The 25,570-nt window shown below is 38.4% G+C and carries 22 protein-coding genes; 9 read left to right on the plus strand and 13 right to left on the minus strand.

Annotation, left to right across the window (positions count from 1 at the left end):
• Nucleotides 1-473: 473 nt before the first annotated feature.
• A complete protein-coding gene (gene thiD / locus ACFIMP_RS01475) occupies nucleotides 474-1,328 on the minus strand; it encodes a bifunctional hydroxymethylpyrimidine kinase/phosphomethylpyrimidine kinase (protein WP_375612742.1) in 855 nt (284 codons plus the stop codon).
• A 129-nt stretch (nucleotides 1,329-1,457) separates the two neighbouring features.
• Between thiD and ACFIMP_RS01480 the strand changes: the two genes are divergently transcribed.
• The 3 genes from ACFIMP_RS01480 (at nucleotide 1,458) to ACFIMP_RS01490 (ending at nucleotide 5,521) form a co-directional block, all read left to right on the plus strand.
• Nucleotides 1,458-2,264 carry a lysophospholipid acyltransferase family protein gene (locus ACFIMP_RS01480; RefSeq protein WP_375628565.1) on the plus strand — a complete coding sequence of 269 codons (807 nt, stop codon included), beginning with the start codon at nucleotides 1,458-1,460 and terminating at the stop codon, nucleotides 2,262-2,264.
• Between the two features lie 692 nt (nucleotides 2,265-2,956).
• Nucleotides 2,957-4,054 (plus strand): D-alanyl-D-alanine carboxypeptidase family protein, encoded by a 1,098-nt coding sequence (locus ACFIMP_RS01485; RefSeq protein ID WP_375611309.1) that lies wholly within the window; start codon nucleotides 2,957-2,959, stop codon nucleotides 4,052-4,054.
• A 405-nt stretch (nucleotides 4,055-4,459) separates the two neighbouring features.
• Nucleotides 4,460-5,521, plus strand: a complete 1,062-nt coding sequence (locus ACFIMP_RS01490) for a CobW family GTP-binding protein (protein ID WP_375685920.1) — start codon at nucleotides 4,460-4,462, stop codon at nucleotides 5,519-5,521.
• A gap of 888 nt (nucleotides 5,522-6,409) precedes the next feature.
• Here the strand turns inward: ACFIMP_RS01490 and ACFIMP_RS01495 are convergent.
• From ACFIMP_RS01495 to ACFIMP_RS01505, 3 genes are all read right to left on the minus strand, one after another.
• Complete coding sequence (locus tag ACFIMP_RS01495; RefSeq protein ID WP_375612743.1) at nucleotides 6,410-7,159, minus strand: L,D-transpeptidase family protein; 750 nt, start codon at nucleotides 7,157-7,159, stop codon at nucleotides 6,410-6,412.
• A 40-nt stretch (nucleotides 7,160-7,199) separates the two neighbouring features.
• Nucleotides 7,200-8,156, minus strand: coding sequence for an acetyl-CoA carboxylase carboxyltransferase subunit alpha (locus ACFIMP_RS01500; protein ID WP_375611312.1), 957 nt, complete (start codon nucleotides 8,154-8,156; stop codon nucleotides 7,200-7,202).
• A gap of 78 nt (nucleotides 8,157-8,234) precedes the next feature.
• Nucleotides 8,235-9,173 (minus strand): site-specific tyrosine recombinase XerD, encoded by a 939-nt coding sequence (locus tag ACFIMP_RS01505; RefSeq protein WP_375611313.1) that lies wholly within the window; start codon nucleotides 9,171-9,173, stop codon nucleotides 8,235-8,237.
• A 260-nt stretch (nucleotides 9,174-9,433) separates the two neighbouring features.
• On the opposite strand from ACFIMP_RS01505, the gene ACFIMP_RS01510 reads away from it, so the two are divergent.
• From ACFIMP_RS01510 to ACFIMP_RS01525, 4 genes are all read left to right on the plus strand, one after another.
• Complete coding sequence (locus ACFIMP_RS01510; protein WP_375685958.1) at nucleotides 9,434-10,066, plus strand: shikimate kinase; 633 nt, start codon at nucleotides 9,434-9,436, stop codon at nucleotides 10,064-10,066.
• Nucleotides 10,041-11,174: a 3-dehydroquinate synthase gene (aroB, locus tag ACFIMP_RS01515; protein ID WP_375685921.1), complete on the plus strand. Its 1,134-nt coding sequence runs from the start codon at nucleotides 10,041-10,043 to the stop codon at nucleotides 11,172-11,174. Before ACFIMP_RS01510 ends, aroB begins: the two co-directional genes overlap by 26 nt.
• Before the next feature lie 415 nt (nucleotides 11,175-11,589).
• Nucleotides 11,590-11,985 (plus strand): MliC family protein, encoded by a 396-nt coding sequence (locus tag ACFIMP_RS01520; protein ID WP_375611315.1) that lies wholly within the window; start codon nucleotides 11,590-11,592, stop codon nucleotides 11,983-11,985.
• A gap of 17 nt (nucleotides 11,986-12,002) precedes the next feature.
• A complete protein-coding gene (locus ACFIMP_RS01525; RefSeq protein ID WP_375611316.1) occupies nucleotides 12,003-12,395 on the plus strand; it encodes an MliC family protein in 393 nt (130 codons plus the stop codon).
• Nucleotides 12,396-12,411: 16 nt separating this feature from the next.
• Here the strand turns inward: ACFIMP_RS01525 and mnhG are convergent, their stop codons facing one another.
• The 7 genes from mnhG to ACFIMP_RS01560 form a co-directional block, all read right to left on the minus strand.
• A complete protein-coding gene (mnhG, locus tag ACFIMP_RS01530; protein ID WP_375612747.1) occupies nucleotides 12,412-12,822 on the minus strand; it encodes a monovalent cation/H(+) antiporter subunit G in 411 nt (136 codons plus the stop codon).
• A complete protein-coding gene (locus ACFIMP_RS01535) occupies nucleotides 12,819-13,100 on the minus strand; it encodes a K+/H+ antiporter subunit F (RefSeq protein ID WP_375606068.1) in 282 nt (93 codons plus the stop codon). Before ACFIMP_RS01535 ends, mnhG begins: the two co-directional genes overlap by 4 nt.
• Nucleotides 13,097-13,582, minus strand: a complete 486-nt coding sequence (locus ACFIMP_RS01540; protein ID WP_375612748.1) for a Na+/H+ antiporter subunit E — start codon at nucleotides 13,580-13,582, stop codon at nucleotides 13,097-13,099. Before ACFIMP_RS01540 ends, ACFIMP_RS01535 begins: the two co-directional genes overlap by 4 nt.
• Nucleotides 13,579-15,201 carry a monovalent cation/H+ antiporter subunit D gene (locus tag ACFIMP_RS01545; RefSeq protein ID WP_375611319.1) on the minus strand — a complete coding sequence of 541 codons (1,623 nt, stop codon included), beginning with the start codon at nucleotides 15,199-15,201 and terminating at the stop codon, nucleotides 13,579-13,581. The genes ACFIMP_RS01540 and ACFIMP_RS01545 overlap by 4 nt, the downstream gene beginning before the upstream one ends.
• A complete protein-coding gene (locus ACFIMP_RS01550) occupies nucleotides 15,201-15,542 on the minus strand; it encodes a Na+/H+ antiporter subunit C (protein WP_273790150.1) in 342 nt (113 codons plus the stop codon). The genes ACFIMP_RS01545 and ACFIMP_RS01550 overlap by 1 nt, the downstream gene beginning before the upstream one ends.
• Nucleotides 15,542-18,463, minus strand: a complete 2,922-nt coding sequence (locus ACFIMP_RS01555) for a monovalent cation/H+ antiporter subunit A (protein WP_375638136.1) — start codon at nucleotides 18,461-18,463, stop codon at nucleotides 15,542-15,544. Before ACFIMP_RS01555 ends, ACFIMP_RS01550 begins: the two co-directional genes overlap by 1 nt.
• A 228-nt stretch (nucleotides 18,464-18,691) precedes the next feature.
• Nucleotides 18,692-19,189, minus strand: coding sequence for a BA14K family protein (locus ACFIMP_RS01560; RefSeq protein ID WP_375612750.1), 498 nt, complete (start codon nucleotides 19,187-19,189; stop codon nucleotides 18,692-18,694).
• A 167-nt stretch (nucleotides 19,190-19,356) separates the two neighbouring features.
• Here ACFIMP_RS01560 and ACFIMP_RS01565 point away from each other — a divergent pair, with 167 nt between their 5' ends.
• Nucleotides 19,357-20,454, plus strand: a complete 1,098-nt coding sequence (locus tag ACFIMP_RS01565) for a carboxynorspermidine decarboxylase (RefSeq protein ID WP_375612883.1) — start codon at nucleotides 19,357-19,359, stop codon at nucleotides 20,452-20,454.
• Nucleotides 20,455-20,509: 55 nt separating this feature from the next.
• On the plus strand, nucleotides 20,510-21,748 hold the full coding sequence (locus ACFIMP_RS01570) for a saccharopine dehydrogenase family protein (RefSeq protein ID WP_375628551.1): 1,239 nt from the start codon (nucleotides 20,510-20,512) through the stop codon (nucleotides 21,746-21,748).
• A 1,141-nt stretch (nucleotides 21,749-22,889) separates the two neighbouring features.
• Here the strand turns inward: ACFIMP_RS01570 and lpdA are convergent.
• Both lpdA and odhB read right to left on the minus strand, forming a co-directional pair.
• The gene (lpdA, locus tag ACFIMP_RS01575; RefSeq protein ID WP_375611323.1) at nucleotides 22,890-24,296 is read right to left on the minus strand and encodes a dihydrolipoyl dehydrogenase; all 1,407 of its coding nucleotides are present in this window, start codon (nucleotides 24,294-24,296) and stop codon (nucleotides 22,890-22,892) included.
• Nucleotides 24,297-24,327: 31 nt separating this feature from the next.
• The gene (gene odhB, locus ACFIMP_RS01580) at nucleotides 24,328-25,539 is read right to left on the minus strand and encodes a 2-oxoglutarate dehydrogenase complex dihydrolipoyllysine-residue succinyltransferase (RefSeq protein WP_375612752.1); all 1,212 of its coding nucleotides are present in this window, start codon (nucleotides 25,537-25,539) and stop codon (nucleotides 24,328-24,330) included.
• Nucleotides 25,540-25,570 lie beyond the last annotated feature (31 nt).

Genomic DNA, 25,570 nt, shown 5'->3' on the forward strand with positions numbered 1-25,570 from the left:
ATGGGTTCACGCGCCCCATTAACATGCACTGTGACATTTTGATTGTGTGTGATGGGGGAACGGTCTTTGTCTCTTTGTTCTCTCACAGAGTAATTGGCATGCCCCGCCCCCGCAAATTGTGCAATCGGTTGAATGGCTGTTTTGCCACCAATATAAGAAACAGCGAATATAGTGGATCCGCTAGCTTTAATATCGCCTTGTAAAAGGTCTTTCCCTCTACTCTTTTTGCTATCAAATCCTGATTTTACAATTCCTTGCTCTCTTTTTTATACTCAAAATTGCCTCTAAAACAGGATAGATTAATCGTAAAAAATATATAAAAGAAGCAAATTATAACATTTTTTCTTATCCTTCTTAATACAAAATAACTGTTAAGCTACAATACGCTAACATTTATCAGTCATAAGTCCAAAACATCATATAATGACGAAACAAATTCATAGAGTGAAGATTTTTCACTATCAACCGTTGTATTAATCTTTCCATAATGCATAAAAATGATGAAGCGGCCCTCGCCCTTTCCCTACTTTTAAAGCATCTGAGGCAGTTAAAGCGCCATGCAAATAATCTTTTGCTTGTTTAACAGCGCAATCCAAAGGTTGGGTAGGTAACAGAGCTGCAATGGCAGCAGAAATGGTACACCCTGTCCCATGATCATGAGTAGTTGAAAGACGAGAGGCTTCAAGTATAACAAGGTTTTCACAATCACAATAAAGATCTGGACTAGAACAATCGTAATTTTCTGTACTATTTTTGGTCAGCGTATTCAAATGTCCCCCTTTTAACAAAACTGCATGACACCCTAGCGCCAAGAGTCGTGGAGCATATTGATACATAGTCTCTAAAGACCATTGCACTTCACGCCCCAATAACAGTGCAGCTTCAGGCAAATTTGGCGTGATCAAAGTTGACATCGGCACAAGAACATCACGCATAATTTCAATTGCATCAGACTTTAAAAGAACATCACCACTTTTTGCAACCATAACCGGATCAAAAACAATGAAACGCGCTTTATGATAAGCAAGACGTTCTGCAATAACCTGTGCAATCTGAGCATTTGCAACCATACCAATTTTAACGGCATCAACATGGATATCCTCAAAAACAGAATCAATTTGATCTGCAACAAAAGAAGCATCTAATGCCTGAAAAGAACGCACACCCTGAGTATTTTGTGCAACAACAGCTGTAACCACACTCATACCATAAGTTTTCATAGCTGAAAAAACCTTCAAATCCGCCTGCATTCCAGCGCCACCAGAAGGATCTGTTCCCGCAATAGATAAAATCCGTGGAATAAAAAGTTTATCTTTTTGTAATTCCATTAACCTCTTTCCTTCTGTTTTTAAATATCGGAAAATGAGTTACCGAAAAAATAGATGCTTGAAAAAACATAAAGAAGATGTTTTCTCATGTGAATTATATTATATATGAAGTCTTCTTATAGATATAAAATGGAAAATGTAGTGCTTATCCTTCGTTCTATTCTTTTTACGTTCGCTTTTTATACAACAACTTTCATACAAATGATTCTTTACGCTCCCGTTTATTTTTTAATGCCCCGCAAAAAGGCATGGATTGTCCCTAAAACATGGGCGCGCGTTACACTCTTTTTGCAAAAATACATCGCAGGCACAAGTTATGAGATTGAAGGTTTAGAAAATCTTCCCAAAGGACCCTATATCATTGCTCCAAAGCATCAATCGGCTTGGGAAACTTTCAGTCTTGTTCCTTATTTTGATGATCCCACTCTCATTTTAAAACGTGAATTGATGTGGATTCCATTGTTTGGCTGGTATATGGCAAAAACGCAAATTATCCCCATTAACCGCACAACACCCATCAAAGCCTTAAAAATGATTATACAAAAAGCAAAAGAGAAAGTAAAACAAGGGCGCCAAATCTTGATTTTTCCCGAAGGAACACGCCGACAACCCGGTCAAGAACCAGATTATAAGTCGGGAATTGTCGCGCTCTATAATGAATTAGGACTTCAAGTTGTTCCTATTGCACATAATGCGGGTTTATATTGGCCACGCAATAATTTTCGCCGCTATCCCGGAACAATTCGTGTCCGTATTCTTCCCCCGATAGAGGCTGGTTTAAGCAAACGTGATTTTCTAGATCAACTTGTCCAAAAAACTGAAAAAGCGTGTGATGAACTGCTTCTCTTAGCAGCTCAAGACCCTACCCCTCCTCCTATGCCACCATACGCTGTTCAGAAACTTCAAAAACTAAATCAACATGAAACAATGCACTGATTGATAAGAATAATGCATAACTTTGTATATTGAGCGGAGTATAGGGAACAAAAATATAAGAAAGATACTTCAAACTTTCTAATTTAAAATTGTAAAACACTTGTACATGATAAGAAATGATCAATGTGTAAATTTTTTTGAAAAAGAATTCTTCCTCTCTTTAAAATCATTTAAATAACATACATCTCATTGATTTATAAGGATGTTTTAGCGTTATTCAACTTGAATGAGAACCCTGAATACCGTAAGATTTTCTCATTTCAAATCTATTCTAGGTTGAATCAATTAGAATCATTTTCTTACACATTACAAGCGGGGATATCTGTGTGAATAAAACGATACAAGAAAAGATTAAAATGCTTTTTACGAACCGTCTCAAGTGCCAAGGGCTATCCTAACAGGAGAGCAAGAAAAATGCATGATTATGCAGATTCATTCCTTTCTGAGAAATTCAATCCCTCCAAGAGCCTGAAATCTTGTACAATCTTCATTATTTAAAAAGTATTTCTTGAGATACTTAAGTCATCAAACCAAATTCAAGGGGAAAATAAAAATGAGAATTGGTTTTTATCCCACAGACACAACGGATACAGCAATTAACCATCTTTCCTTCCTATCCTAGATTTAAATGCTTTGTGTGCTACATTAAAACAATTCTAAATAACGAATAAGAGGGAACTAGATTTAAATTAATGCGACGTCTCTTCTATAATTTATTTTTTTCTGTGATTTTGAGTTTATCCAGCGCTGTTGCTCTAGCGCAGCCTTTTATTTCTGTTGATGTTACAACGAGGCGTATCTTAAAACATAATCAAGCTTTTGAGCGTTGGTATCCTGCTTCCTTGACAAAATTAATGACCGCTTATGTTATTTTTCGTGCCATGAGCCGAGGGGAAGTTTCACCAAACAAACATATCACCATCAGCGAATACGCCGCAAAAGCTCCCTCATATCGTTCAGGCTATAAAGCTGGTTCTGTACTCACACTTGATACAGCCTTAAGTATCACCATGGTTAAATCTACCAATGATTTAGCCATTGCCATGAGTGAAGCTGTTGCGGGTTCACAGAAAGATTTTGTACGTAAAATGAATAGCGAAGCTAAACGTTTAGGCATGTTTGGCACCCATTTTGCGAACGCAAGTGGTTTACCAGATCCTCAAAACTACTCCACGGCACGCGATATTGCTCTTTTAGCCGTTCAAATACGTCGAGAATTTCCACAATATGCTCATTATTTTTCTATTCCAGCCATTGATTTTGGTAATAATCGAAAAATCCAACATAACTCAAACAACCTCATTGGCCGTTTTTATGGGATAGACGGTATGAAAACAGGCTTTATTTGTGCCTCTGGTTTTAATCTTGTTGCCTCAGCCACCCGCAATAAACGTACAATTATTGCTGTCATTCTAGGTGCTAACAACATAAGTGAAAGAGAAGAAAAAGCTGCACAACTTCTTGAAATAGGATTTTTGCACCAAGGAAGCCCCCAATTAACACTAGCAACATTAAAACCTTATGGGAGCAACATAACACAAGCCAACAATATGAGACAACAAACATGCACACCTGAAGCCATAAAAATGCATGCAAATTCATATGATGATCAAGGAAATATTATTCTCACCTCACCTTTTATCACTGCTCCACCTTCTTTTTCTCATCCTTTATCAGTACACCTCATTCGTACGCCACAAACACCTAAAATGACAGTAAAACCACTAAGAAAACCCTATATTCCGTATAAAAGGCACGCAAACCATTCTATAAAAAGCCATAAATCATAATCTACAATTAATTATAATACTTTGATTTATAATGATAATTAATTATTTTGTACCTTATGTCAAAACCACAAGTATTGTAAGATTCTCTCATTTCAAATCTGTATTTGTTGAATCAATAAAACCAGTCTCTTGCGCGCCACAAGGTGGATGAACATGTAGATAAAATAATTAAAACAAGGAATAAAAATCCTTCCTATAAGTCCTTTCAAGAACCAAAAATTATCATAACATTGACGCTAAAAGTGTATAATATACCCACGTGCACCTACCTTTATAAGCGTAAAGATAGTGGTACAATGGATTTCATGGGGGATTAACCATTATATCCCTCACGGACATCATTATAAATTGCTTAGACATACTGAGATATATTTTTTAAAAACAAAACTATGATTGATGATTAACATGAAAATAAAGCGCATCCCTCTCACGCTTATTACGGGTTTTTTAGGCTCTGGCAAAACAACTTTGCTCAACCGTATGCTACAAGACCCTCTTCTAACAGAATGTGCTGTTATCATCAATGAATTCGGCGAAATCAGTATTGACCACCTTCTGGTTGAAAAAACGACAGAAGGAATTATTGAGCTTGCCAATGGTTGCTTATGCTGTAATTTACGCAGTGATCTCATCGACACATTAATTGATTTAATAAATCGCGTTCAGACAGGACAGATCAAACAACTCCATCATATTATCATTGAAACCACAGGGATGGCTGATCCCGCCCCTATTTTACAAATACTTTTAAGCCACCCATTGTTTATTCAAACATTGTCCATAAATGCTGTTCTTGCAACATTTGATACATTAAGTCCACTTTCCATATGTAAGCGCTATCCTGAAATATATAAACAATTAATATTTGCTGATAAAATCATTCTCACCAAAACAGATCTTAGAGACCCACAAACGCTTTCAGATGCACTCCTTAGCACACTTAAAACAATGAATCCTACAGCACAAATCATTGACGCCCATTCTAAAGATTTCTGTTCAAATCTATTAATAAATAACACATTATGGGATGAAAAAGTAGAAAATAAAAAACTTAAACAAAATCTTACGACTACCCCACATGATCATACCCCCCATAAAACCATTCGTACCTTTTCACTAAACTGTGAGGGTCCTGTTGATTACGCCACAATTGAAGCTTTTTTAGATCTCCTACAAGAGCGTTATGGTACAAAATTATTACGTATTAAAGCAATTATCGCATTGCGTGATGACCCTTATCGCCCACTTGTATTACATGGCGTACAAACATTTTTTCATCCTCCCATAAGATTGCCGGCATGGCCAAAAGGAATAAAACAAACACGTTTTGTCATCATTGCCGATGGTGTTGAAAAAGACGCAATACAAAAGCTCCTCAATGCTTTTTTTAATAAACCAGCAATAGATACTGCAGACAAAACAGCTCTCTTAGAAAATCCTCTGGTCATTCCAGGAATAAAATTTTAATTTTTTCTCCCCTTCAATGATATAATATTAAATTCATTGGCACCACCATCTTTATGCTTTTAAAGAAGCAAACCGGCACCATTACACACTTTGCTAATTCCCAATGTTGAAACAAGCCCTTGGTACTTGAGACGGTTTGTAAAAAGCATTTTAGTCTTTCTTGCACAGTTTCACCCACGCGGTTATCCCCGCTTGTAACGTGCAAGAAAATGGTTTTAATTTATTCAACATGGAACGGCTTTGAAATGAGAGAAGCTTACGGTATTCAGGGTTCTAATTTAACTTGAATAACACTAAATTATCATTATAAATCAAATTGTTATGATAAAAAATTTAATACCCATCAATCTGCAAACAGATTGTTTTCTCTCTAAATGCGCTTCATCTGCAAACCACTTCATGTGATTCATTTCACAGACCGATTGGCCAAATTCTTGGTTCTAAAATATTCTGCTCAACTCTATATTTATTCAAGCTAATTGAAATCAAAATCCCTGTTAAGAAAAAAACAAAATCAGACAGAGGCAATATCGCATTTTAAAATATGTGAATGTATCTTATATAACAGCACGACAAGACAATATTTTACAGCATAAAAGAATAAAACTCTTTGAAAGAAATAAAAAGAGAGGTACATTTCATGTTAACTTACTCTTCACTAAAAACGAAGATTGATACCAGTAACGATGTGCAAACAATCCAACTTCTTTGAGAAAATTCCTCTTGGCTTCCCACTTCATATGATTTACTTACATAAGCTCTATGAAAAAACTCTGCGCTTTAAAATATTGACTACTCACTTAAACACCTTATGTGCAAAGTTTTTGCGTATCCTGTATCACCATTATTAAGTGATAGTGTTTACGGTGCAGTAGGATACAATAACACTCACTGCATTAGAGAAACTGAATTTTTATCAATATCGCGATTAAAAACGTAACGTTTTCCATAAACCTCAACAGTTGGAGGTTGACGATTTTTTTCAAAAAAATCATAACCTTTCTTAAGCATAACCCAGAATTGATAATGAGGATTCTTGCTATGACGTGACATATTATCCTCGGTCATGCGGAAAGGAAAAGCCTGCAACTGAAACTCTCTTTGTCCTCCTTTAAAAGCATCCCGTGCAAACGCATAAATCTGAGCCATGTTCTTATCACTCATAGAATAACAACCTGCGGAAAAGCAAGAACCATGCACCATAAGATTGCTTCCTGTGCGACCATTTTCCTGATCATAAAGGTTAGGAAATCCTATATTAAAAGAGAGATAATATTTTGAATAAGGATTCATTTGGTTTGCGCTAATAGTATAAAAACCCTCTGGTGTCTGAAGATCCCCTTCTTTATATTTAGGTCCAAGCTTACCAGACCATTTGCAAATGCCATAGCGAGCAACCAAGATAAAAGGTCCTGAACGAGATTGCTTCCAAACTTCAGCAAGATTTTCTTCCTTAAAAAACCGCATCATAATCGGTGCATAGGGATCTATATCATACAGAACCATTCTATTTTTGATTTCTTGCGGCAACGGCTGCTCAACTTTAGCGCGAATAGAGGCTGGTAATCTTCCTTCACATGCTGTCAATAGTCCCATTACAAACAACACACACACAGCAAGGAATCTGCTAAATGTCATCGAATAAAACTCCAATCCAACACCCCTCACAAAAAATAACCTATGTTAGAGATCGACCAATTTGAAGGTATTTTTCCCTTCGCTCTTGTTTAAGCACTTGACCATCTTTTCCAGCCATAGCTTTTAAAGCTTCTGAAATAACATCACCCGTTGCATCAATGACAATCTCTTTGCCACGATGCGCTCCCCCTAAAGGTTCCGAAATAATGCCATCAATAATCTTTAAGCGATACAAATCTTGAGCGGTAATACGCATATTCATTGCAGCATCTTTTGCACGAGCTGGATCACGCCATAAGATAGAAGCTGCTCCTTCTGGTGAAATAACAGAGTAAATTGCGTGCTCCAACATATAAACTTTGTTGGCAGCCGCGATTGCTATCGCCCCTCCAGAACCGCCTTCTCCAATAACAACGGAAACCACAGGAACTTTCAAACGCAAAGTTGTAGCTGTTGATTGAGCAATTGCTTCCGCTTGCCCACGTTCTTCAGCGCTTACCCCAGGATAAGCACCTGCTGTATCAATAAAAGTGAGGAGTGGCAAACCAAAGCGGTCAGCCATTTCCATAATACGTACAGCTTTACGATAGCCTTCTGGACGCGCAGAACCAAAATTATAGCGCAAACGTGTTTGCGTATCGTGACCTTTCTCTTGACCGATATAAGCAACGGCCTCACCTTTAAAGCGTGCAAACCCCGCTTGAATAGCCTCATCTTCAGCAAACTTGCGATCTCCGGCCAAAGGCGTAACGTCACTCAATAGGCGTTTAGAATAGTCCATAAAATGGGGACGATCCGGATGACGAGCGACTTGTGTTTTTTGCCACGGCGATAATTTTTTATAAATATCGCGCAACGCTGTTTGGGAACGCGTTTCAAGACGAGCAATCTCGTCACTCATATCAAGACTGCCTTTTTCCTGAGAAATTTTTTTTAATTCAAGAATTTTCCCATCAAGATCAGCAACTGGTTTTTCAAAATCAAGATAATTATACATTTGTGTCAACTCATTCAGTGTCACTTATACACTTATAATTTGCTTTATAAAGTCTTTTTCAAAAACATCACCTTTTCTTTAACGAGCCTTTTGCTCATCGGCAAGTGGATGATGCTCATTGACTAAACGATAAAGTCCCTCTTCCAACACATGGGTATAAATCTGAGTGGTAGCAATATCAGAATGACCTAACAAATGTTGAACGGCACGCAAATCAGCACCATTTTGCAAAAGATGACTAGCAAAAGCATGACGCAACACATGGGGAGAAAAGCTATCACTTCCTATCCCTGCTCTTCTAGCGAGATTTTTCAACTCTCGTGCAACGACTTGACGAGCAATATATCCTGTCTCGGAATGCGCAGGAAAAAGATAAGAACTCGTAGCGTCCTTTCCCTGATCACGCAAATTTAACCACTGTGAAAGAACTTGGCATGCTTTTTTTGATAACAGCACCATTCGTTCTTTTTTGCCCTTACCACGAACCAAAACGCTGTATTCATTCCTTCGAACAGACTGAACCGGCAGACTCACCAACTCACTAATACGTAACCCTGTTGCATAAAGCATTTCAATCAATAGCTGAAGACGCAGTGCACGGAAATAACCTTTGGACCCATAGTCTGCTTGGTTGACTTCTAACTCCGCAAAATCAAGCAATTTTATCACTGCATCTTCACTCATGATTTTGGGCAAAGGACGCCTCTGACGAGGTGCATCAATATCATGAGAGGGATCATCTGCTCTCAACCCTTCAGCATAAAGGAATTGATAAAACTGACGCAAAGTTGATAAACGGCGCGCTTGCGACGATGCCGCAAAACCAAAAGTATGCATAAGTGACAAAAGAGTAATTAAATCTTCTTTTTGTGCTGAAAAAAGCGAAACAGAGTGTGAAGACAATTCGTCTTGTGCCCACTGCAAATCATGCTGATAAGCCGCAAGCGTATGAGACGAAGCCCCTCTCTCCGCACTCATCATCTCAAGAAAATGATCTATCACAGCACCACTTTTCATTTCATTGATTCGCTTCCGTAGAAAGATTCCATGAATTCAAGGGAACATCAATGTACATATCCACAGTTACTGGTTCAACCCAAACCACAAGAGCACCCATTATAATGAAAAGAACAGAAAGCAAAATGAAAAGAATCATCAAAAATCTAGTCAATGTTGGCATAAGACAATAACCTACCCAAAAATATTCTATCTCGTATTATGCCTCACAAAGATTAACAGGAATTGACTTTAAGATGGATAAATGCCGAAATAAAGTTATGAAAAGCAATCGACAAAAACGCGTCCCCATAACACAAATAAAGAATCAGCTCTTATCGTCCCTTGATAAAAGAGCACTTGTCCTTGTTGGTCTTATGGGGGCAGGCAAATCAGTGATCGGAAAACGCGTCGCCACCATGCTTCGTTTACCTTTTTATGATTCTGACCAAGAAATTGAAAAAGCTGCACAAATGACAATCACGGAACTCTTTGAAATTTATGGTGAATCCGAATTTCGTGCTCTTGAACAGCGTGTTATTCTAAACCTCATGAAAAAAAGTCCCCTTGTTTTAGCAACAGGTGGTGGTGCCTACATAAATGAAAATATCCGAAAAGCCATTCACCAAAATGGTATATCCATATGGCTAAAAGTCGATCTTGATATCCTCATGCAACGTGTCTCAAAGCACCCAACACGTCCCCTGCTTCAAACAGTCAATCCTAAAGAAACCATGCAAAAACTCATGGAACAGCGTTATCCTATCTATGCAAAGGCAAACTTAACAATTAACAGTCATAAAGAAAGCCGTCATACCGTAGCACAAAATGTTATACGATCCGTACAGCACTACCTATACACAGAAATTAACAATAGGGATAACCAGCATGCAAACCAAAACCGTCACTGTTAAACTGGACAAACACTGTTACGATATCATCATTGGTCCGGGTCTGATTACACAAGCTGCTTCACAAATTAAACATGCTCTTAATAAAAAAGATCCTCATCAAACGCGCTTGGCACTTGTTACAGATACAAATGTTGCTTCCCTTCATTTAGAGATATTGCAAGCAGAATTAACAAAAAATAAAATTCATACTGTCCCTATTATTGTAGAAGCGGGAGAACAATCAAAATCATTTTCAACCCTGCAAGTTGTTATCGATCAAATTCTTGCTGCACGCTTAGAAAGAGGCGACTGTGTTATTGCTTTTGGCGGTGGTGTCATTGGTGATCTAGCAGGATTTGCGGCAAGTATAATCCGCCGTGGCATGAACTTCATTCAAATGCCCACAACGCTTCTTGCACAAATTGATTCTTCTGTTGGTGGAAAAACGGGAATCAATAGCCAATATGGCAAAAATCTTATTGGTGCCTTTTATCAACCACAATGCGTTATTGCTGACACGTGTCTTCTTGATACCCTGCCACCGCGTGAATTTCGCGCTGGCTACGCAGAAATAGTAAAATACGGTCTCATTAACCAACCTGACTTTTTTGAGTGGCTTGAAAAAAATGGGCAGAAAATTTTCTCTAATGGCCCTATGCGAACAGAGGCCATTGTTCGCTCATGCCAATTTAAAGCTGACATTGTAGCACGGGATGAGTACGAAACGGGAGAGCGCGCACTCTTAAATCTTGGCCATACATTTGGACACATGCTTGAAACAGCAACCGCTTATGACTCCAACCGTTTAATCCATGGCGAAAGCGTAGCAATTGGGATGATTCTAGCTCATCAATTCTCTGCTCAATTAAATTTAATAAGCCCCACGCTTATACAACGCATTGAAGCGCACTTCAAATTTATAGGATTGCCTACACAATTAAAGGATATCCCAGGGTGTCTACCAGATGCTGAAACTTTAATGACTCTCTTTGCCCAAGATAAAAAAGTTTCGCAAAACAATTTGACTTTCATCTTAACACGCGGACTTGGCCAATCATTTATTGCAAAAAATGTTTCACCAGATGCCGTTTTATCCTTTTTGGAACAAAAATTAACAGAAATTCGTTAATTCATATTGAATATAATTGATTCGTTTTTATACTTCTATTAAAGATTAACATGATGATGTCTGCGTAGCTCAGTAGGATAGAGCACAGGATTCCTAAAGAAATTGGGCACTTTGAGGAGAAATCCTCAAAGTGAATCTGCTCAAATTCGGGGAAAGCTTCATGGGCGACTGTATGCCAATCCCGAGCCAAGTCTCTTTTCAAATGAGAGAAAGGTGTAGAGACTGAACGGGCAGCACCTAAAGAGCAAAAGCTTCAAGGTGAAGAGACAGTCCAGACCACAAACAGCCGATAAGGCTGGCGGTGAAAATCGAAGTGGTATGAATCCTGGGGTCGCAGGTTCGAATCCTGCCGTAGACACCATCGTATCAGTCAAATTATTCTTTGTGCACAATATTAGGAATATAGGGAAGCATCATGAAAAAAACTTTGCACATTTTAGGATTTTTCACCGCTTTAAGTTTATCACTCTTCAGCTCAAACAATAGCTTAGCTGGTTCTTTAATCATTGAAGTACCAGACAATCCAGAGCCCAAAACAGAGACCATTACCTATCAGTGTGAAACTGGAGCAGGTAAAGAGCGCATTGAGGCAGTCTATCTTAATGCTGATAATATTTCGTTGGTTGATTTCAAATGGAACGGTGATCGTGTCATTGCTGCTAATGTCATCGCGGCAACAGGAGCAAAATTTGCAGGAGCTCAGTATATCTGGTGGGAGAAGAACAAAGAAGTCACTCTTTATGACCTTGCTCAGGATCCAGAAGAAAAAAAACCTATCCTCTGTAAAGATGAGTCAACATTATTATTTTAAATAACACGGGAAATATTATGAAAAAAATTTCTTTTACTAAACAATTTTTCATTACTTTAAGTGTGCTCCTCCTCGGTTCAATTAATGCATTAGCAAGTTCTTTAGTCATTGAAGTACCAGATGATCCAGAACCAACAACAGAGACCGTCTCCTATCAATGCGATATGGGAACAAGCAAAGAGTATGTTGAAGCAACTTATTATAATGCTGGCAATATTGCGCTTGTTGATTTAAAATGGAACGGTAAGCGCATCGTTGGTTCTAATGTAATTGCCGCTTCTGGAGGAAAATATGTGGGTGGACAATACATTTGGTGGATAACTAAAAATGAAGCCATATTTTACGATCTTATTAATGATCCAAAAGAAGAAAAGCCCATCCACTGTGTAGAAGAAAAAAGCACAGAATAAGGAAGATTCTTACATTTCAAGAACCGCGCTGGCTCTCATCTCTTGATGTTCCTTCTGACGTGGGTAACTTTTCCTCCGTCTTGTGTAATAAAAGAGCCAGCGGTTTTTCTGACTGTTCTTCTGAATGATGTCGATAAGCTGCTGTATGTGAGAGCAACATAGAAGCTACCGGTGCTGTTAAAAACAAAAAAAACATCAGCAACACTTCATGAAAAACAAAATAATGGTCCACAAATATTGAATAAAGAAATGAAGAAATAAGAATACTACCAACGCCCCAACTCGTACATACTGAAAGCATATGCAAACGCTTATAAAAATTGGAAAAACGCACCAAACCTATCGTTGCGATCAATGTCAATCCAGACCCTAATATTAAGAAAACTGTGATAGCAATAGCAACCACAAGCGATATATCATCTTTCATTCAATAATCTCCCCCCGCATAAGAAATTTCGCCAAAGCGATGCTTGAGACAGATCCCAACAATCCAATAATGAGAGCTGCGACAAAATAAGTGGTTGTTCCTGAACGAATATCGAATGTAAGAAACAAAAGAATAGTGGTTATATAAAGGGCATCCAAACCAACAATTCTATCCTGCGCCCGTGGACCACGAATCAACCGAAACAGCGCGAAAATCACCGCTAAACTTAAAAAAAACTGTGAAAAGAAAAGCCCCCAATAAAGAATCACCATACTCATAAAAAAATCTCCAAAAGCAATTGCTCATACCGTTGTTTGATCAACTGTTTGTAATCATATCCATTTTTTAAATTTAAGACATGAAGCAAAAGTTCACCCTTTTTACTATTATAGGCAACCCAAGCAGTTCCAGGGGTTGCCGAAAGGATGCATGCTAAAATAGCCAAAGCAGTGCGATTATGAAGCAGAAGAGGTACTACAATAAAACCAGATTTCTGCTCTCGAGACCTTTTTGTTAAAACAAACCAAGCCACCGAAACATTTGAGAATATAGAATCTATAAATACTCGAAAAACGAGACGAAAAACCGCACTCCAGCTTTTAATAACAACCTTCTCCGGCTCCAGAAGCCGTATCATCCAACCACAAAACAAAGCGGTTAAAATCCCTAAAAGCAATTGCCCTAAACTAAAACCATTTAAAATAAGCCACATAAGGACAATGACACCACTGAAAAAAGGGGAAGGACAAAAACGATTCATTTACTTATCTCCCTATTTTCGAGAGAAAAATCCGTTAAAACGCTCCCAATATAGTTTTGAGGTTCATACAAAGTCTTAGCAGTTTCAGACATATAATGACTAACAGGACTGGCTACAATTGTTATAAGAAAACACAAAGCAAGGAGAACGGCAATAGGCGCAAATTCTATCACTTGCACACGAGGAATACGCCCTTCAAGAGAAACCCAAAAAGTTCGGATACCCGTTCGTGTCAATGCAATCAAAGCCGCAAAACCAGAGAGAGTGACAAAAACTACAAAAAGCCAATCTTGGTAAACCGGAAGAGAAGCAGAAAAATCCTCTCTACTGTGGTTTAAAATTGCCATGAACATCATAAATTTAGCAACAAAACCAGAAAAAGGCGGCAATCCAATAATCAAAATGGCACAGATACCAAAACAAGCTCCAAGAATTGCCAAGGTTACTGGAAAATAGATGCCAACTTCATCTTCTTCCTCCTCTTCATCGTCACCATACACCTCCATTGTGACAGCAAGAACATTAGCAGCCACATCTTGACAGCGTTCTACCAACTCTACCAAAAGAAAAAAAGCTCCCAGTGCTAAAGTTGAAGAAACAATATAAAAAAGTGCGCCTGCTGTCAGTGCTGCATTGCCTATCCCGATCGCAGCCAACAATGTGCCAGAAGAGACAAGAACGCTATAAGCTGCCAAACGCACCAAAACTTGGCTCGCCAATACTCCAATAAAACCAATAATCATAGTGGCAAGCCCACCATAAAACAAAACTGTATGACCAAAATGGTTAAAATATTCACTTTCAGGACCAAACCATAGCAACGTTAAACGTAAAATAATATAAATACCAACCTTGCTCAAAAGTGCAAAAGAAGCTCCAACAGGCGCTGCTGCTGCACTGTAAGTTGGCACCAACCAAAAATTAAGCGGCCACATACCCGCTTTAAGCAAAAAAGCAATACCTAAAAGTGCAACACCTATTTCGAACAAAACAATATCTGTAGAAGATATATATTTTATTTTAACAGCCAAATCGGCCATATTAAGAGTACCAACGACTCCATAAATGAGCGCTATACCAACTAAAAAAAATAATGAAGCAACAAGATTAACCACAACATAATGCAACCCTGCACGCACGCGCGTCTGACCAGAACCATGCAAAGCAAGCCCATAGGAAGCCGTTAACATAACTTCAAAAAACACAAATAAATTAAATAAATCGCCAGTCAAAAAAGCACCATTTATCCCCACCATAAAAAATTGCATTAGTGACTGAAAATGAGAACCAGCTTTGTACCAATGAGCCCGCGCAAAAACCAACACGCTAGTCACCAACAAGCTGGAAAGTAAAAGCATCATAGCGCTTAAGCGATCAAGGACTAAAACAATTCCAAAAGAAGACGGCCAATTACCAAGTCGATAAACATCGCAAGCCGGTGCTATTTCAAGAGTACGTATAATCAATAAAATGGCAGTAACGACCAACAGTCCCGCAGAAGAAAGACTGATGAATGATTTAAGTCTTGCACGACGTTCATCATAAAAAAGAAGAAGTGCTCCAGTGATTAACGGCAAAAGAATAGGCAAAATAAGGAGATGATGCACTCCTATTTCCATTATTGCACCTCACGTCCATCAACGTGATCAGAACCCGTTAAACCACGTGAAACCAACAAGATAACTAAAAATAAAGCTGTTGTTGCAAAACCAATCACAATCGCAGTTAAAACCAAGGCTTGTGGGAGAGGATCGACATAATTAGCTGGATTAATAACAGTGGTAGGATCAACAATTGGAGCAGCATTACTACGCGGTCTACTCATTGAAAATATAAAAAGATTAACACCATAGGAGATCAAGGACAAACCAAGAATGACTTGAAAAGTACGTGGACGCAAAACAAGCCAAATACCTGATCCGACAAAAACACCGATACCCAAAGAAAGAACAATTTCCATTAATTTTCCTTCTCTTTTAAAATAGGTTTCTTACCGATTCGGTAACTCCGAATTGACTGGTGTGCAAGTGCAATTAAAATGAGAACAGTTGCTCCTAACACAAGAGAAAGCACACCAAAATCAAACAAAAAAGCAGATGCCATGGGAACTTTCCCAATTAACGGAAGATGAATATATCGAAAAAAGGATGTTAAAAAAGGATATCCAAAAAACCAAGAGCTCATCCCCGTTACGACTGACAATAATAAACCAAAGCCTATCCAACGCAAAGGTAAAACTCTCAAATGCGTTTCCACCCACCGAATATCGCGTGCAAGATATTGTAAAATAAATCCTATTGCCAAAGTAATACCACCGACAAATCCACCTCCTGGCAGATCATGCCCTCGCATGAATAAATAAATAGCAAAAGCGATAATAATCGGAAAGAGCCAACCCATAATAACAGCAGGAACAGCTAAATAATTCAATACTGTATCTCCCACATTTCGATTAGGCTGTGCTATATCAAAGGCTTTCTGGATACGTTGTTGAAAAGGCGCATCAATACTCTCAGGCGCAGGACGAAAACGTCGTAAGAGTGCAAAAACAGTAAGGGAAACAACACCCAAAACCACAATTTCTCCCATGGTATCAAAACCACGGAAATCAACCAATAACACATTCACAACATTGCGACCACCAGCATCTGAGTAAGCATGCGTTAGAAAAAAATCAGAAATCGTTGTACCTTGGGGACGTGTCATCACTGCAAAAGAAAGCCATGCTACACCAGCACCTCCTACAAGGGATATGATGAAATCACGGAAACGACGCAAGCGAACCCAAAAATGAACAGCAGCTGGCCCAGGGTCATGCAAACGTTTAGGCAACCACCGTAAACCAAGCAATAATAAAACGACTGTAACAACCTCAACAACCAATTGTGTTATTGCTAAATCAGGAGCAGAAAGCCATAAAAAGGTTGCACAAGTCATCAAACCAGCTCCCCCTAAAAGCATAAGTGAAGCAAGACGATGAAACTTTGCTCGCCAAGCAACTAAAAGCGCACATAATCCGCCAACCAGCCAAAGAGCGAGAAAAGGAATATCAAGTGGAAAAAGCGGTAATGTCCCCACTGGAATGAAACCATCGCACCAAAGTAAAAGACCAACAAAGGCAAAACAGACCCAAAAAATCCAATGCAATTGGATCTGCAAACGGCGTGTTGACAAAGCAGACTCCACCGCACGTGCCCATTTCCAAGAAATAATTACGAGAATGCGTTCAAAAATACGCGGTCCTTTTAAGTGACGGAAAAAAGGAGCCCCATCATCACAGGATAAAAAATAACGATGCCCAACAGCATAGAGCAATCCGCCCCCTAATAATGCAACAAAGCTCATCACTAATGGAGTGTTAAACCCATGCCAAACAGCCAAACTATAAGGAATTGTCATTGGTCCTAAAACAGACACGACCGCATTATCTAAAATAGGTCCTATTGTTAAATTAGGAAAAATACCAACCGCTAAACAAATAAACACCAAAAGCTCCATTGGTAAACGCATGAAATGCGGTGGTTCATGGGGAGTCTTGGGTAAATTGTCAGGCTTTGGTCCTAAAAAAACGCCATGAATAAAGCGTATAGAATAGGTCACACTAAACAGACTAGCTAGCGTTGCCACATAAGGCGCAATCCAATCGAGCCATGATTCCATATGCGTTTCAACAGCTTCAGCAAAAAACATCTCTTTCGATAAAAAACCATTCAACAAAGGAACCCCAGCCATCGCTGCACTCGCAACTAAAGCAAGAGTTGCTGTGATAGGCATAGAACGATAAAGCCCTGACAGTTTACGCATATCACGTGTTCCCGTCTCGTGATCAATAATGCCAGCAGCCATAAATAAAGAAGCTTTAAAAGTAGCATGATTGGCCATATGAAAGATCGCCGCAACACATGCAAGTGGACTACCAAGACTTAAAAGTGTTGTAATTAATCCAAGATGACTAATAGTCGAGTAAGCAAGCAGTCCTTTCAAGTCTTGCTGAAACATGGAAAAATAGGCACCTAGAAGAAGAGTTGAGAGTCCTGAAAAGCCAACCAGCCAAAACCAAGATTCTGTTCCAGAGAGCACAGGCCATAAACGAACAAGCAAAAACAATCCCGCTTTTACCATTGTTGCCGAATGCAAATAAGCCGATACGGGAGTTGGAGCAGCCATCGCGTTAGGTAGCCAAAAATGAAAGGGAAATTGCGCGCTTTTTGTTAACCCTCCCAATAAAATACAAATAAGGATAGGACTATAAAGAGAACTTGACCGGATCATATCTCCAGACTGTAGCACCTTATCCAAATCAAAACTGCCAACAGTATACCCAATCAATAAAACTCCAATAAAAAGAGCAAAGCCGCCAAAACCTGTGATCGTTAGAGCCATACGCGCACCCTCACGCGCACTTGCATTATGGTACCAATAGCCGATCAGCAAAAAAGAAAAAATACTGGTAAGTTCCCAGAAAACAACCAAAAAGACGAGATTACCTGATAAAACTATTCCTATCATTGATCCCATAAAGGCCAAAAAAAAGGAAAAAAAACGCGGTACAGAATCCGCTGGATCTATGTAATAACGTGAATAAATGACAACAAGCAGCCCAATCCCTGTAATAAGCAAGCAAAAAAGCCAGGACAAACCATCTATGCGGAGAATCAAATCGCTTCCCCATTCTGGAAGCCAAGAAATATCTAAACGCACTATGTGGTTTCCGCGAACTTCCGGATAAAGCATTATTGTAAAAATAAGACAGAAAAGTGCGACGACCCCAGCAAACCACGCTTCATTATTTTTTGCTGTCGAACGAAAAAAGCCAATGACAGCACTTCCACCAAAAGGAAGCAAAACGAGCAATACCAACATTGCTTCCCGTGTTGTCATTCTTTAAACTCCATTTTACCTTAATATTTTGTCATCGACAAAACAAAAACTTATATTCTCACCCCCCATTCCACACTTAATGATAATAAGATTTAATAAAACTTAAAAGCATTTAAATTTTAAAAAAAACAATGCTTGCATGAAAATACTGCGCACCACACAAGTCTTCTCTTTATTGTAAGAACAATAACGCCCACGACAAGAAGCAATTAAAATTTTATTTAATTTCTATCCTTTAAAAAAGCGTGATAAACACTGCCTACGCCCCCCATGAAAAGGCTGAAAACTATTATCATTTTTATTATAAGAGCGATAACGCGCACGGCAAGATTCAATATGTTGTTTAAGCATCCATGGCTCTTTTTTTTCTAATTTTTCCGAAGAAGACGTTAAAAACACTTTTTTAGCATCTGGTACAACTTTTAATGATGCGCCTTTTGTGCTTAAGTGCGGTGATGTAACAAATGCCACTTCAGGATACCACCAATTATCACTGTATTTACGATAACCACGCCGATAATGACGATAACCTTTGAAACCATTAAGTTCTCTACGCCCCGTAAAAATCAGAGGCACCGAACTATCTTGGACAGAAGTATGAGTAACCAGTTTGGCTTTAGCGTTACTTCTATTTTGCCCCCAATTAACAAGAGTGGTTGTTATAATGAAAAAAATGCTAACAAATACAAAAGCTAAAGCATAATATAATTTTTTTTTCATACTCATAACAAAAAACTCAACATAATAAACAACAGTAATTACAGAAAGCCTTTCTCTTGCTAGACAGAAACAGATTCTTTTCTTAAGATTCTTTTTTCTTGAGACATTCTGTTACTCTTTGTACTAAACGTTGATCTTGGCAATAAGATCCTTCAAAAAAGAATGAATAAATGATGATAAAAACCCCCTATTATCTTATAGACAAATCGAAACTCATCAAAAACATGCAAACAATTTCTCATTTACGGGAAATGTCCGGAGCTAAAATTTTACTTGCTTTAAAATGTTTTGCCACATGGAGTGTTTTTGATTTAATGTCTGAGTTCATGGATGGAACCACATCATCATCCCTTTATGAACTACGTTTAGGAAGAGAAAAATTTGGCAAAGAAACCCATGCTTATTCAGTGGCTTGGGCAGATGATGAAATTGATGAAGCCTGTGGTTATGCAGATAAAATCATCTTTAATTCCATCCAACAGCTTCAACGCTTTTCTGATGCAACAAAAACCATTCAAAGAGGTTTAAGGTTAAACCCAGGAATGAGCGCATCAAATTTTGATCTTGCCAACCCCTCACGCCCTTTTAGCCGCTTAGGAGAAACAAACCAAAGCGCTATCAAAGAAATTCTGCCACTTATCAACGGATTGATGATCCATAACAATTGTGAAAATGCTGACTTTAATCTTTTTAACCAAATGCTTGGGTATATGGAAGAAAAATTTGCAGAACTTTTTTCTGCTGTTGACTGGATAAGCCTTGGCGGTGGAATCCATTTTACGGCTGAAAATTATCCTCTAGAAGCTTTCGCAAAACGCTTAAAACAATTTTCTAAAACTCATGGTGTCACTCTTTTTCTAGAACCAGGAGAAGCTGCTATTACCAAAAGCACCACATTAGAAGTCAGTGTTCTTGACACATTGTATAATGAAAAGAATCTAGCCATCGTTGATAGCTCAATTGAAGCACATATGCTTGATCTTCTCATTTATCGTGAAAATGCTAAATTAGAACCTAATCAAGGACCACACGAAATTATGATTTGTGGAAAATCTTGTCTTGCCGGCGATATTTTTGGAACATTTCAATTTCAAAAACCTCTTAAAATAGGCGATAGACTGTCTTTTCAGGATGCAGCAGGTTATACAATGGTCAAGAAAAACTGGTTTAATGGCGTTACAATGCCTGCTATTGTTCTCAAAGAGTGCGATGGTACATTAACACTTCAACGCCAATTCAGCTATAGCGACTATCAGGAAAGCCTTTCATAAAGATAAACCATAAAAAACGTCATACAACAGTATTAAAAAGGGAGATGGACCTACAATGAAAAAAAATGTTCTCATTATTGGTGCTGGAGGTGTTGCACAAGTTGTTGCACACAAATGTGCTCAAAACAATGATATTCTTGGTGAAATTCATATTGCGTCACGAACACTCAAAAAATGTGAAGCCATCATTGCTTCTATTAAAGAAAAAAACACAATGAAAGAGCAAGGTGTTCTCAAAAGCCATTCGCTCAATGCCATGAATGTAGAAGAAACTATAAAGCTCATCCAAAAGACCAAATGCGAAATTGTCATTAATGTTGGTTCTGCCTTTCTTAATATGTCTGTTCTTTCAGCTTGTATTGAAACCAAATGCGCTTATATCGATACCGCAATTCATGAAGACCCATTGAAAATTTGTGAAACACCTCCTTGGTATGGCAATTATGAATGGCCTCGGCGTCCAGAATGTGAAAAAGCTGGTATAACCGCTATTTTAGGAGCAGGTTTTGACCCAGGTGTAGTGAATGCTTATGCAGCATTAGCGCGCGATGATTATTTTGATAAAATCACAGATATTGATATTATTGATATTAATGCCGGAAATCATGGACGTTGGTTTGCTACAAATTTTGATCCAGAAATTAACTTCCGTGAATTTACAGGACAAGTATGGTCATGGCAAAATAAAAAATGGACTTCCAATAAAATGTTTGAAATCAGCCATGAATGGGATCTTCCCGTTGTGGGAAAACAAAAAGCCTATATGACAGGACATGATGAAATTCATTCACTTTCCAAAAATCTTGATGTAGAGAATGTCCGTTTCTGGATGGGATTTGGTGATCGTTATATCACTGTTTTTACGGTTCTAAAAAATCTTGGTCTCTTATCTGAACAGCCCATTAAGACAGCAGAAGGACAAGAAGTCGTGCCCTTGAAAGTCGTAAAGGCCGTCTTACCCGACCCTTCCTCTCTCGCCCCAGACTACACAGGAAAAACCTGTATCGGAGATCTTATTAAAGGCGAAAAAGATGGACACCTGCGAGAAATTTTTATCTATAATATAGCCGATCACAAACAAGCTTTTCATGAAACTGGGGCACAAGGCATTTCCTATACGGCTGGCGTACCAGCAGCGGCAACAGCTCTTCTTATTGCCACAGGTGAATGGGATGTTAAAACTATGGTCAATGTGGAAGAATTACCACCCCACCCTTTCCTTAAATATCTTGATCATATGGGGCTTCCCACTTTTATAAGAGAACAACAAGAGGATAAAAAATTACAATTTTAATACCTATAGAAAGCATATGCTTGATTTTTTAAGTTATCACAAAACTGCCCAATGAAAACAAACTTAATATTCTCGTGTAATTATGGTTTTCAAAAAAATTTTAGCTATTCGTTATATTTTGGCAACATTGCGATTTCTTAACAACCCTAAAGAAGAGACATAGCATCTTTTTAAGACATAGCGAGCAATGATCAAGAAAAACAGAGAAGAAAAAACTAATTTAATCACACTGTATAACTTGTCATTATCATCAAAAAGATAGTGTCATAAACAAAAGATATAAAAATACCGCTCTTTTAAAGAAGAGCGGTATTTTGTAGAATATTCAATTCCTCGCCTCTTCATCTTAAATGACAAAGATCCTTAACCTACACCAATCATTAAACAATTCAATTTCTTTGAGTGAATTCCTTTTGACTTCCCTCTTCATATATAACGATTTGATTTATAACAATAAATCATCATTTTCAACTTGATTCATAACGCTGAATACTGTAAAATTCTCTTAATCACAAACTCTCTCACATTGAAGTAATTAAAATCTTTTGTCTGCACATCACAAACAAAACGAGCGTGTGAGGTAAAATGATAAAAGAACAGAATAAAAATTCTCTTATGAAAATTCTCAAATAATAAAGAGCTTTAGCAATATTAAGAACTGAAAAAGTGTATTATAATGCCAGCGTGTACTTTTACTAAACATAAAGATGATGGTGCACAATAGGTCTTATAACAGTTTGAATGAATTTCATATATTTCAAGAGGAACTTTTACAGCTATACCATTCACGAACACCCTCGCGAAGTAGATTTGAGCATTTTGAGAGATGTCTTCTTAACACAAAGCACCCAGATAGGCTCAGAATCCTATCTTAAATATTTTATAACAGTATAAAAACTACCCCATATATAAAACTTTACATAGACTAAACACCACCGCTCTAAACGATAGTGCACAACAGAATAATCAATCAAAACTGCACAACAGATATCTAAAACAGTAATTATCGAAAAGCATACAACAAATGGAACATTTCAATACAATTGGTTATATTCTTTTTTAAAGTTTTAAAATGTTGTTGCATGCTTCACAAATATTTTCTGCCTCATGTGCCTTTTAAAATTTACTTTTTAAAAGCTTTTTAAATATGAAGTGGTTTAGCAAATGTTGCCAAAGCTGCCTCACGCACGGCTTCTGATAAGGTAGGATGTGCATGGCAACAACGTCCCAGATCTTCTGATGAACCTCCAAATTCCATTAAAACTGCAATTTCATGGATCATTTCACCAGCACCAAATCCAAGAATATGCCCCCCTAATACCCGATCTGTTTTTTTATCAGAAAGGATTTTAACGAACCCATCACTCTTTTGCATTGCACGTGCACGACCATTGGCCATAAAAGGAAATTTGCCAACATTATATTCAATACCAGCAGTTTTTAGCTCTTCTTCTGTCCTTCCTACACTCGCAATTTCCGGCTGTGTATAAACAACACTAGGAATAACATCAAAATTAACATGCCCTTTTTGACCTGCCAAAATTTCTGCCACAGCAACGCCTTCTTCCTCTGCTTTATGTGCTAGCATTGGTCCTTTTACGACATCACCAATCGCATAAATTCCTGGAACATTCGTCTGCCAATGAGCATCAATTGCAATAAATCCGCGTTCATCTAACTGAACACCAGCCTCTTGTAATCCAAGCCCCTCTGTATAAGGAGAACGTCCAGTAGCAATAAGCACAACATCAGCCTCTAAAGTTTCAGATTCACCACCTTTGACAGATTCAAAGCTCACCTGAGCAGTTGAGCCAGATTGTGTAACAGCTGTTACCTTTGCACCCGTTTTATATTCAATCCCCTGTTTTTCCATTAATTTCTGAAATTGCCGTGAAACTTCACCATCCATTGAGCCCAAAACTTTATTAAGATACTCAATAATGGTCACCTTAGCACCTAAACGGCTCCAAACTGATCCAAGTTCTGAACCAATGACACCAGCACCTACTACAATCATATGCGTTGGTACTTTTTCAAGTGAAAGAGCTCCCGTAGAAGAAACAATAGTCTTTTCATCAATTTCAACATTCACCCCTGGAATGCCTGAACTCTCTGAACCGGTAGCAATAATAATATTTTTTGTCTCAATTGTTTGTTTATTACCATCTCTGGCAACAACTTCCACATGACCCGCACTCAAAATTTTGGCTGTCCCAAAAAAAGTATCAACTTTATTTTTTTTCATCAAAAAAGAAACACCACTCGTATTGGCTGTCACCACAGCTTTCTTATGAACCATCATTTGTTCAAGATTAAGCTTAGATTTACCAATAGAAATACCAAGCGTTTCAAAACCATGCTGGGTTTCAGAAAACACTTCTGAAGCATGCAGCAACGCTTTAGAAGGAATACAACCAACGTTGAGACATGTTCCTCCTAATGTTGTACGCTTTTCAATAATTGCTACTTTAAGTCCCAGTTGCGCCGCTTTTATTGCTGCTACATAACCACCTGGACCCGCTCCGATCACAGCCACATCATAAGACATCCGTTTCTCCTTTCATCCTGAAAACTGTATTTTACAAATCAAGAACAAGGCGTTCCGGATCTTCTAAGCTTTCCTTAACACGCACAAGGAAAGTCACAGCTTCTTGCCCATCCACAATACGGTGATCATAAGAAAGCGCTAAATACATCATGGGGCGGATCACAACTTGACCCTCAACAACCATTGCTCGCTCTTTAATCGCATGCATTCCCAAAATACCAGATTGTGGTGCATTCAAAATCGGTGTTGACATCAACGATCCATACACACCACCATTGGTAATGGTAAAAGTTCCGCCCTGCATATCAGAAACGGCTAATTTTCCATCACGCGCAAGACGCCCCAAACGACCAATCTCTTTTTCAATCTCTGCCAATGACATTTGATCTGCATCTCGCACCACTGGAACAACAAGCCCTTTATCCGTTCCAACAGCAATTCCAACATTGACATAGTTTTTGTAAACAATATCTGTCCCATCAATCTCTGCATTAACAGCAGGAAGTTCTTTTAATGCATGACAAACAGCCTTGGTAAAAAAACCCATAAAACCAAGCTTAACACCATGTTTCTTTTCAAAAAGATCCTTATAACGCTTGCGCAAATCCATCACCGCTGACATATCAACCTCATTAAATGTGGTTAACATTGCTGCTACATTTTGTGCATCTTTAAGACGGCGAGCAATTGTTTGACGCAATTTTGTCATACGAACCCGCTCTTCACGTGTTTCTTGGACAGGAGGTGCCGAAGAACTCGTCGCAGAAGAAGAGGGTGTAGGAGCATTTGTACTTTGTTTTAATCCACCAAGAACATCTTCTTTAAGAATTTGTCCACGTTTTCCAGAACCTGAAATATCGCTTTTTGCAACATTATTTTCAGCCATCAATTTTGCTGCTGAAGGAGAAGGAGGCATTGCACTGCTCAAAGCAGGCTTCTCCGATTCAGATGAAGCCGCTGGAACAAGTGTAGCAGAAGGTGAAAGTGATTGGGAGATACCAGCTTCTCCAGCTTTCACCACTCCTAAAAGAGCATTTACTTCAACCGTATCGCCTTCTTTTGCAATGATTTCAGATAATTTCCCAGCAACAGGAGAAGGAACTTCAACGGTTACCTTATCAGTTTCTAATTCAACCAAAGGCTCATCCATAGCGACAGCTTCGCCAAGTTTTTTAAACCATTTGCCAACCGTTGCTTCGGTAACCGATTCGCCCAAAGTAGGAACACGAATTTCAGTAGTCATAATATTTTTCCATACATCAGAGTAGTAATAA

Origin of the sequence: Bartonella sp. AP65SXKL, assembly GCF_042195725.1 — a bacterium.
In the GTDB taxonomy this organism is placed as follows: Bacteria; Pseudomonadota; Alphaproteobacteria; order Rhizobiales; family Rhizobiaceae; genus Bartonella.

What these genes read in the sequence shown, in the direction of transcription:
- aroB (WP_375685921.1), top strand. Translation starts at nt 10,041, where the DNA reads ATGCAAACCAAAACCGTCACTGTTAAACTGGACAAACACTGTTACGAT.
- ACFIMP_RS01510 (WP_375685958.1), top strand. Translation starts at nt 9,434, where the DNA reads ATGAAAAGCAATCGACAAAAACGCGTCCCCATAACACAAATAAAGAAT.
- ACFIMP_RS01505 (WP_375611313.1), bottom strand. Translation starts at nt 9,173, where the DNA reads ATGAAAAGTGGTGCTGTGATAGATCATTTTCTTGAGATGATGAGTGCG.
- ACFIMP_RS01570 (WP_375628551.1), top strand. Translation starts at nt 20,510, where the DNA reads ATGAAAAAAAATGTTCTCATTATTGGTGCTGGAGGTGTTGCACAAGTT.
- ACFIMP_RS01480 (WP_375628565.1), top strand. Translation starts at nt 1,458, where the DNA reads ATGGAAAATGTAGTGCTTATCCTTCGTTCTATTCTTTTTACGTTCGCT.
- ACFIMP_RS01540 (WP_375612748.1), bottom strand. Translation starts at nt 13,582, where the DNA reads ATGAATCGTTTTTGTCCTTCCCCTTTTTTCAGTGGTGTCATTGTCCTT.
- ACFIMP_RS01565 (WP_375612883.1), top strand. Translation starts at nt 19,357, where the DNA reads ATGATAAAAACCCCCTATTATCTTATAGACAAATCGAAACTCATCAAA.
- lpdA (WP_375611323.1), bottom strand. Translation starts at nt 24,296, where the DNA reads ATGTCTTATGATGTGGCTGTGATCGGAGCGGGTCCAGGTGGTTATGTA.
- ACFIMP_RS01560 (WP_375612750.1), bottom strand. Translation starts at nt 19,189, where the DNA reads ATGAGTATGAAAAAAAAATTATATTATGCTTTAGCTTTTGTATTTGTT.
- ACFIMP_RS01520 (WP_375611315.1), top strand. Translation starts at nt 11,590, where the DNA reads ATGAAAAAAACTTTGCACATTTTAGGATTTTTCACCGCTTTAAGTTTA.
- ACFIMP_RS01500 (WP_375611312.1), bottom strand. Translation starts at nt 8,156, where the DNA reads ATGTATAATTATCTTGATTTTGAAAAACCAGTTGCTGATCTTGATGGG.
- thiD (WP_375612742.1), bottom strand. Translation starts at nt 1,328, where the DNA reads ATGGAATTACAAAAAGATAAACTTTTTATTCCACGGATTTTATCTATT.
- ACFIMP_RS01525 (WP_375611316.1), top strand. Translation starts at nt 12,003, where the DNA reads ATGAAAAAAATTTCTTTTACTAAACAATTTTTCATTACTTTAAGTGTG.
- ACFIMP_RS01495 (WP_375612743.1), bottom strand. Translation starts at nt 7,159, where the DNA reads ATGACATTTAGCAGATTCCTTGCTGTGTGTGTGTTGTTTGTAATGGGA.
- odhB (WP_375612752.1), bottom strand. Translation starts at nt 25,539, where the DNA reads ATGACTACTGAAATTCGTGTTCCTACTTTGGGCGAATCGGTTACCGAA.
- ACFIMP_RS01550 (WP_273790150.1), bottom strand. Translation starts at nt 15,542, where the DNA reads ATGGAAATTGTTCTTTCTTTGGGTATCGGTGTTTTTGTCGGATCAGGT.
- ACFIMP_RS01545 (WP_375611319.1), bottom strand. Translation starts at nt 15,201, where the DNA reads ATGGAAATAGGAGTGCATCATCTCCTTATTTTGCCTATTCTTTTGCCG.
- ACFIMP_RS01555 (WP_375638136.1), bottom strand. Translation starts at nt 18,463, where the DNA reads ATGACAACACGGGAAGCAATGTTGGTATTGCTCGTTTTGCTTCCTTTT.
- ACFIMP_RS01490 (WP_375685920.1), top strand. Translation starts at nt 4,460, where the DNA reads ATGAAAATAAAGCGCATCCCTCTCACGCTTATTACGGGTTTTTTAGGC.
- ACFIMP_RS01485 (WP_375611309.1), top strand. Translation starts at nt 2,957, where the DNA reads ATGCGACGTCTCTTCTATAATTTATTTTTTTCTGTGATTTTGAGTTTA.
- ACFIMP_RS01535 (WP_375606068.1), bottom strand. Translation starts at nt 13,100, where the DNA reads ATGAGTATGGTGATTCTTTATTGGGGGCTTTTCTTTTCACAGTTTTTT.
- mnhG (WP_375612747.1), bottom strand. Translation starts at nt 12,822, where the DNA reads ATGAAAGATGATATATCGCTTGTGGTTGCTATTGCTATCACAGTTTTC.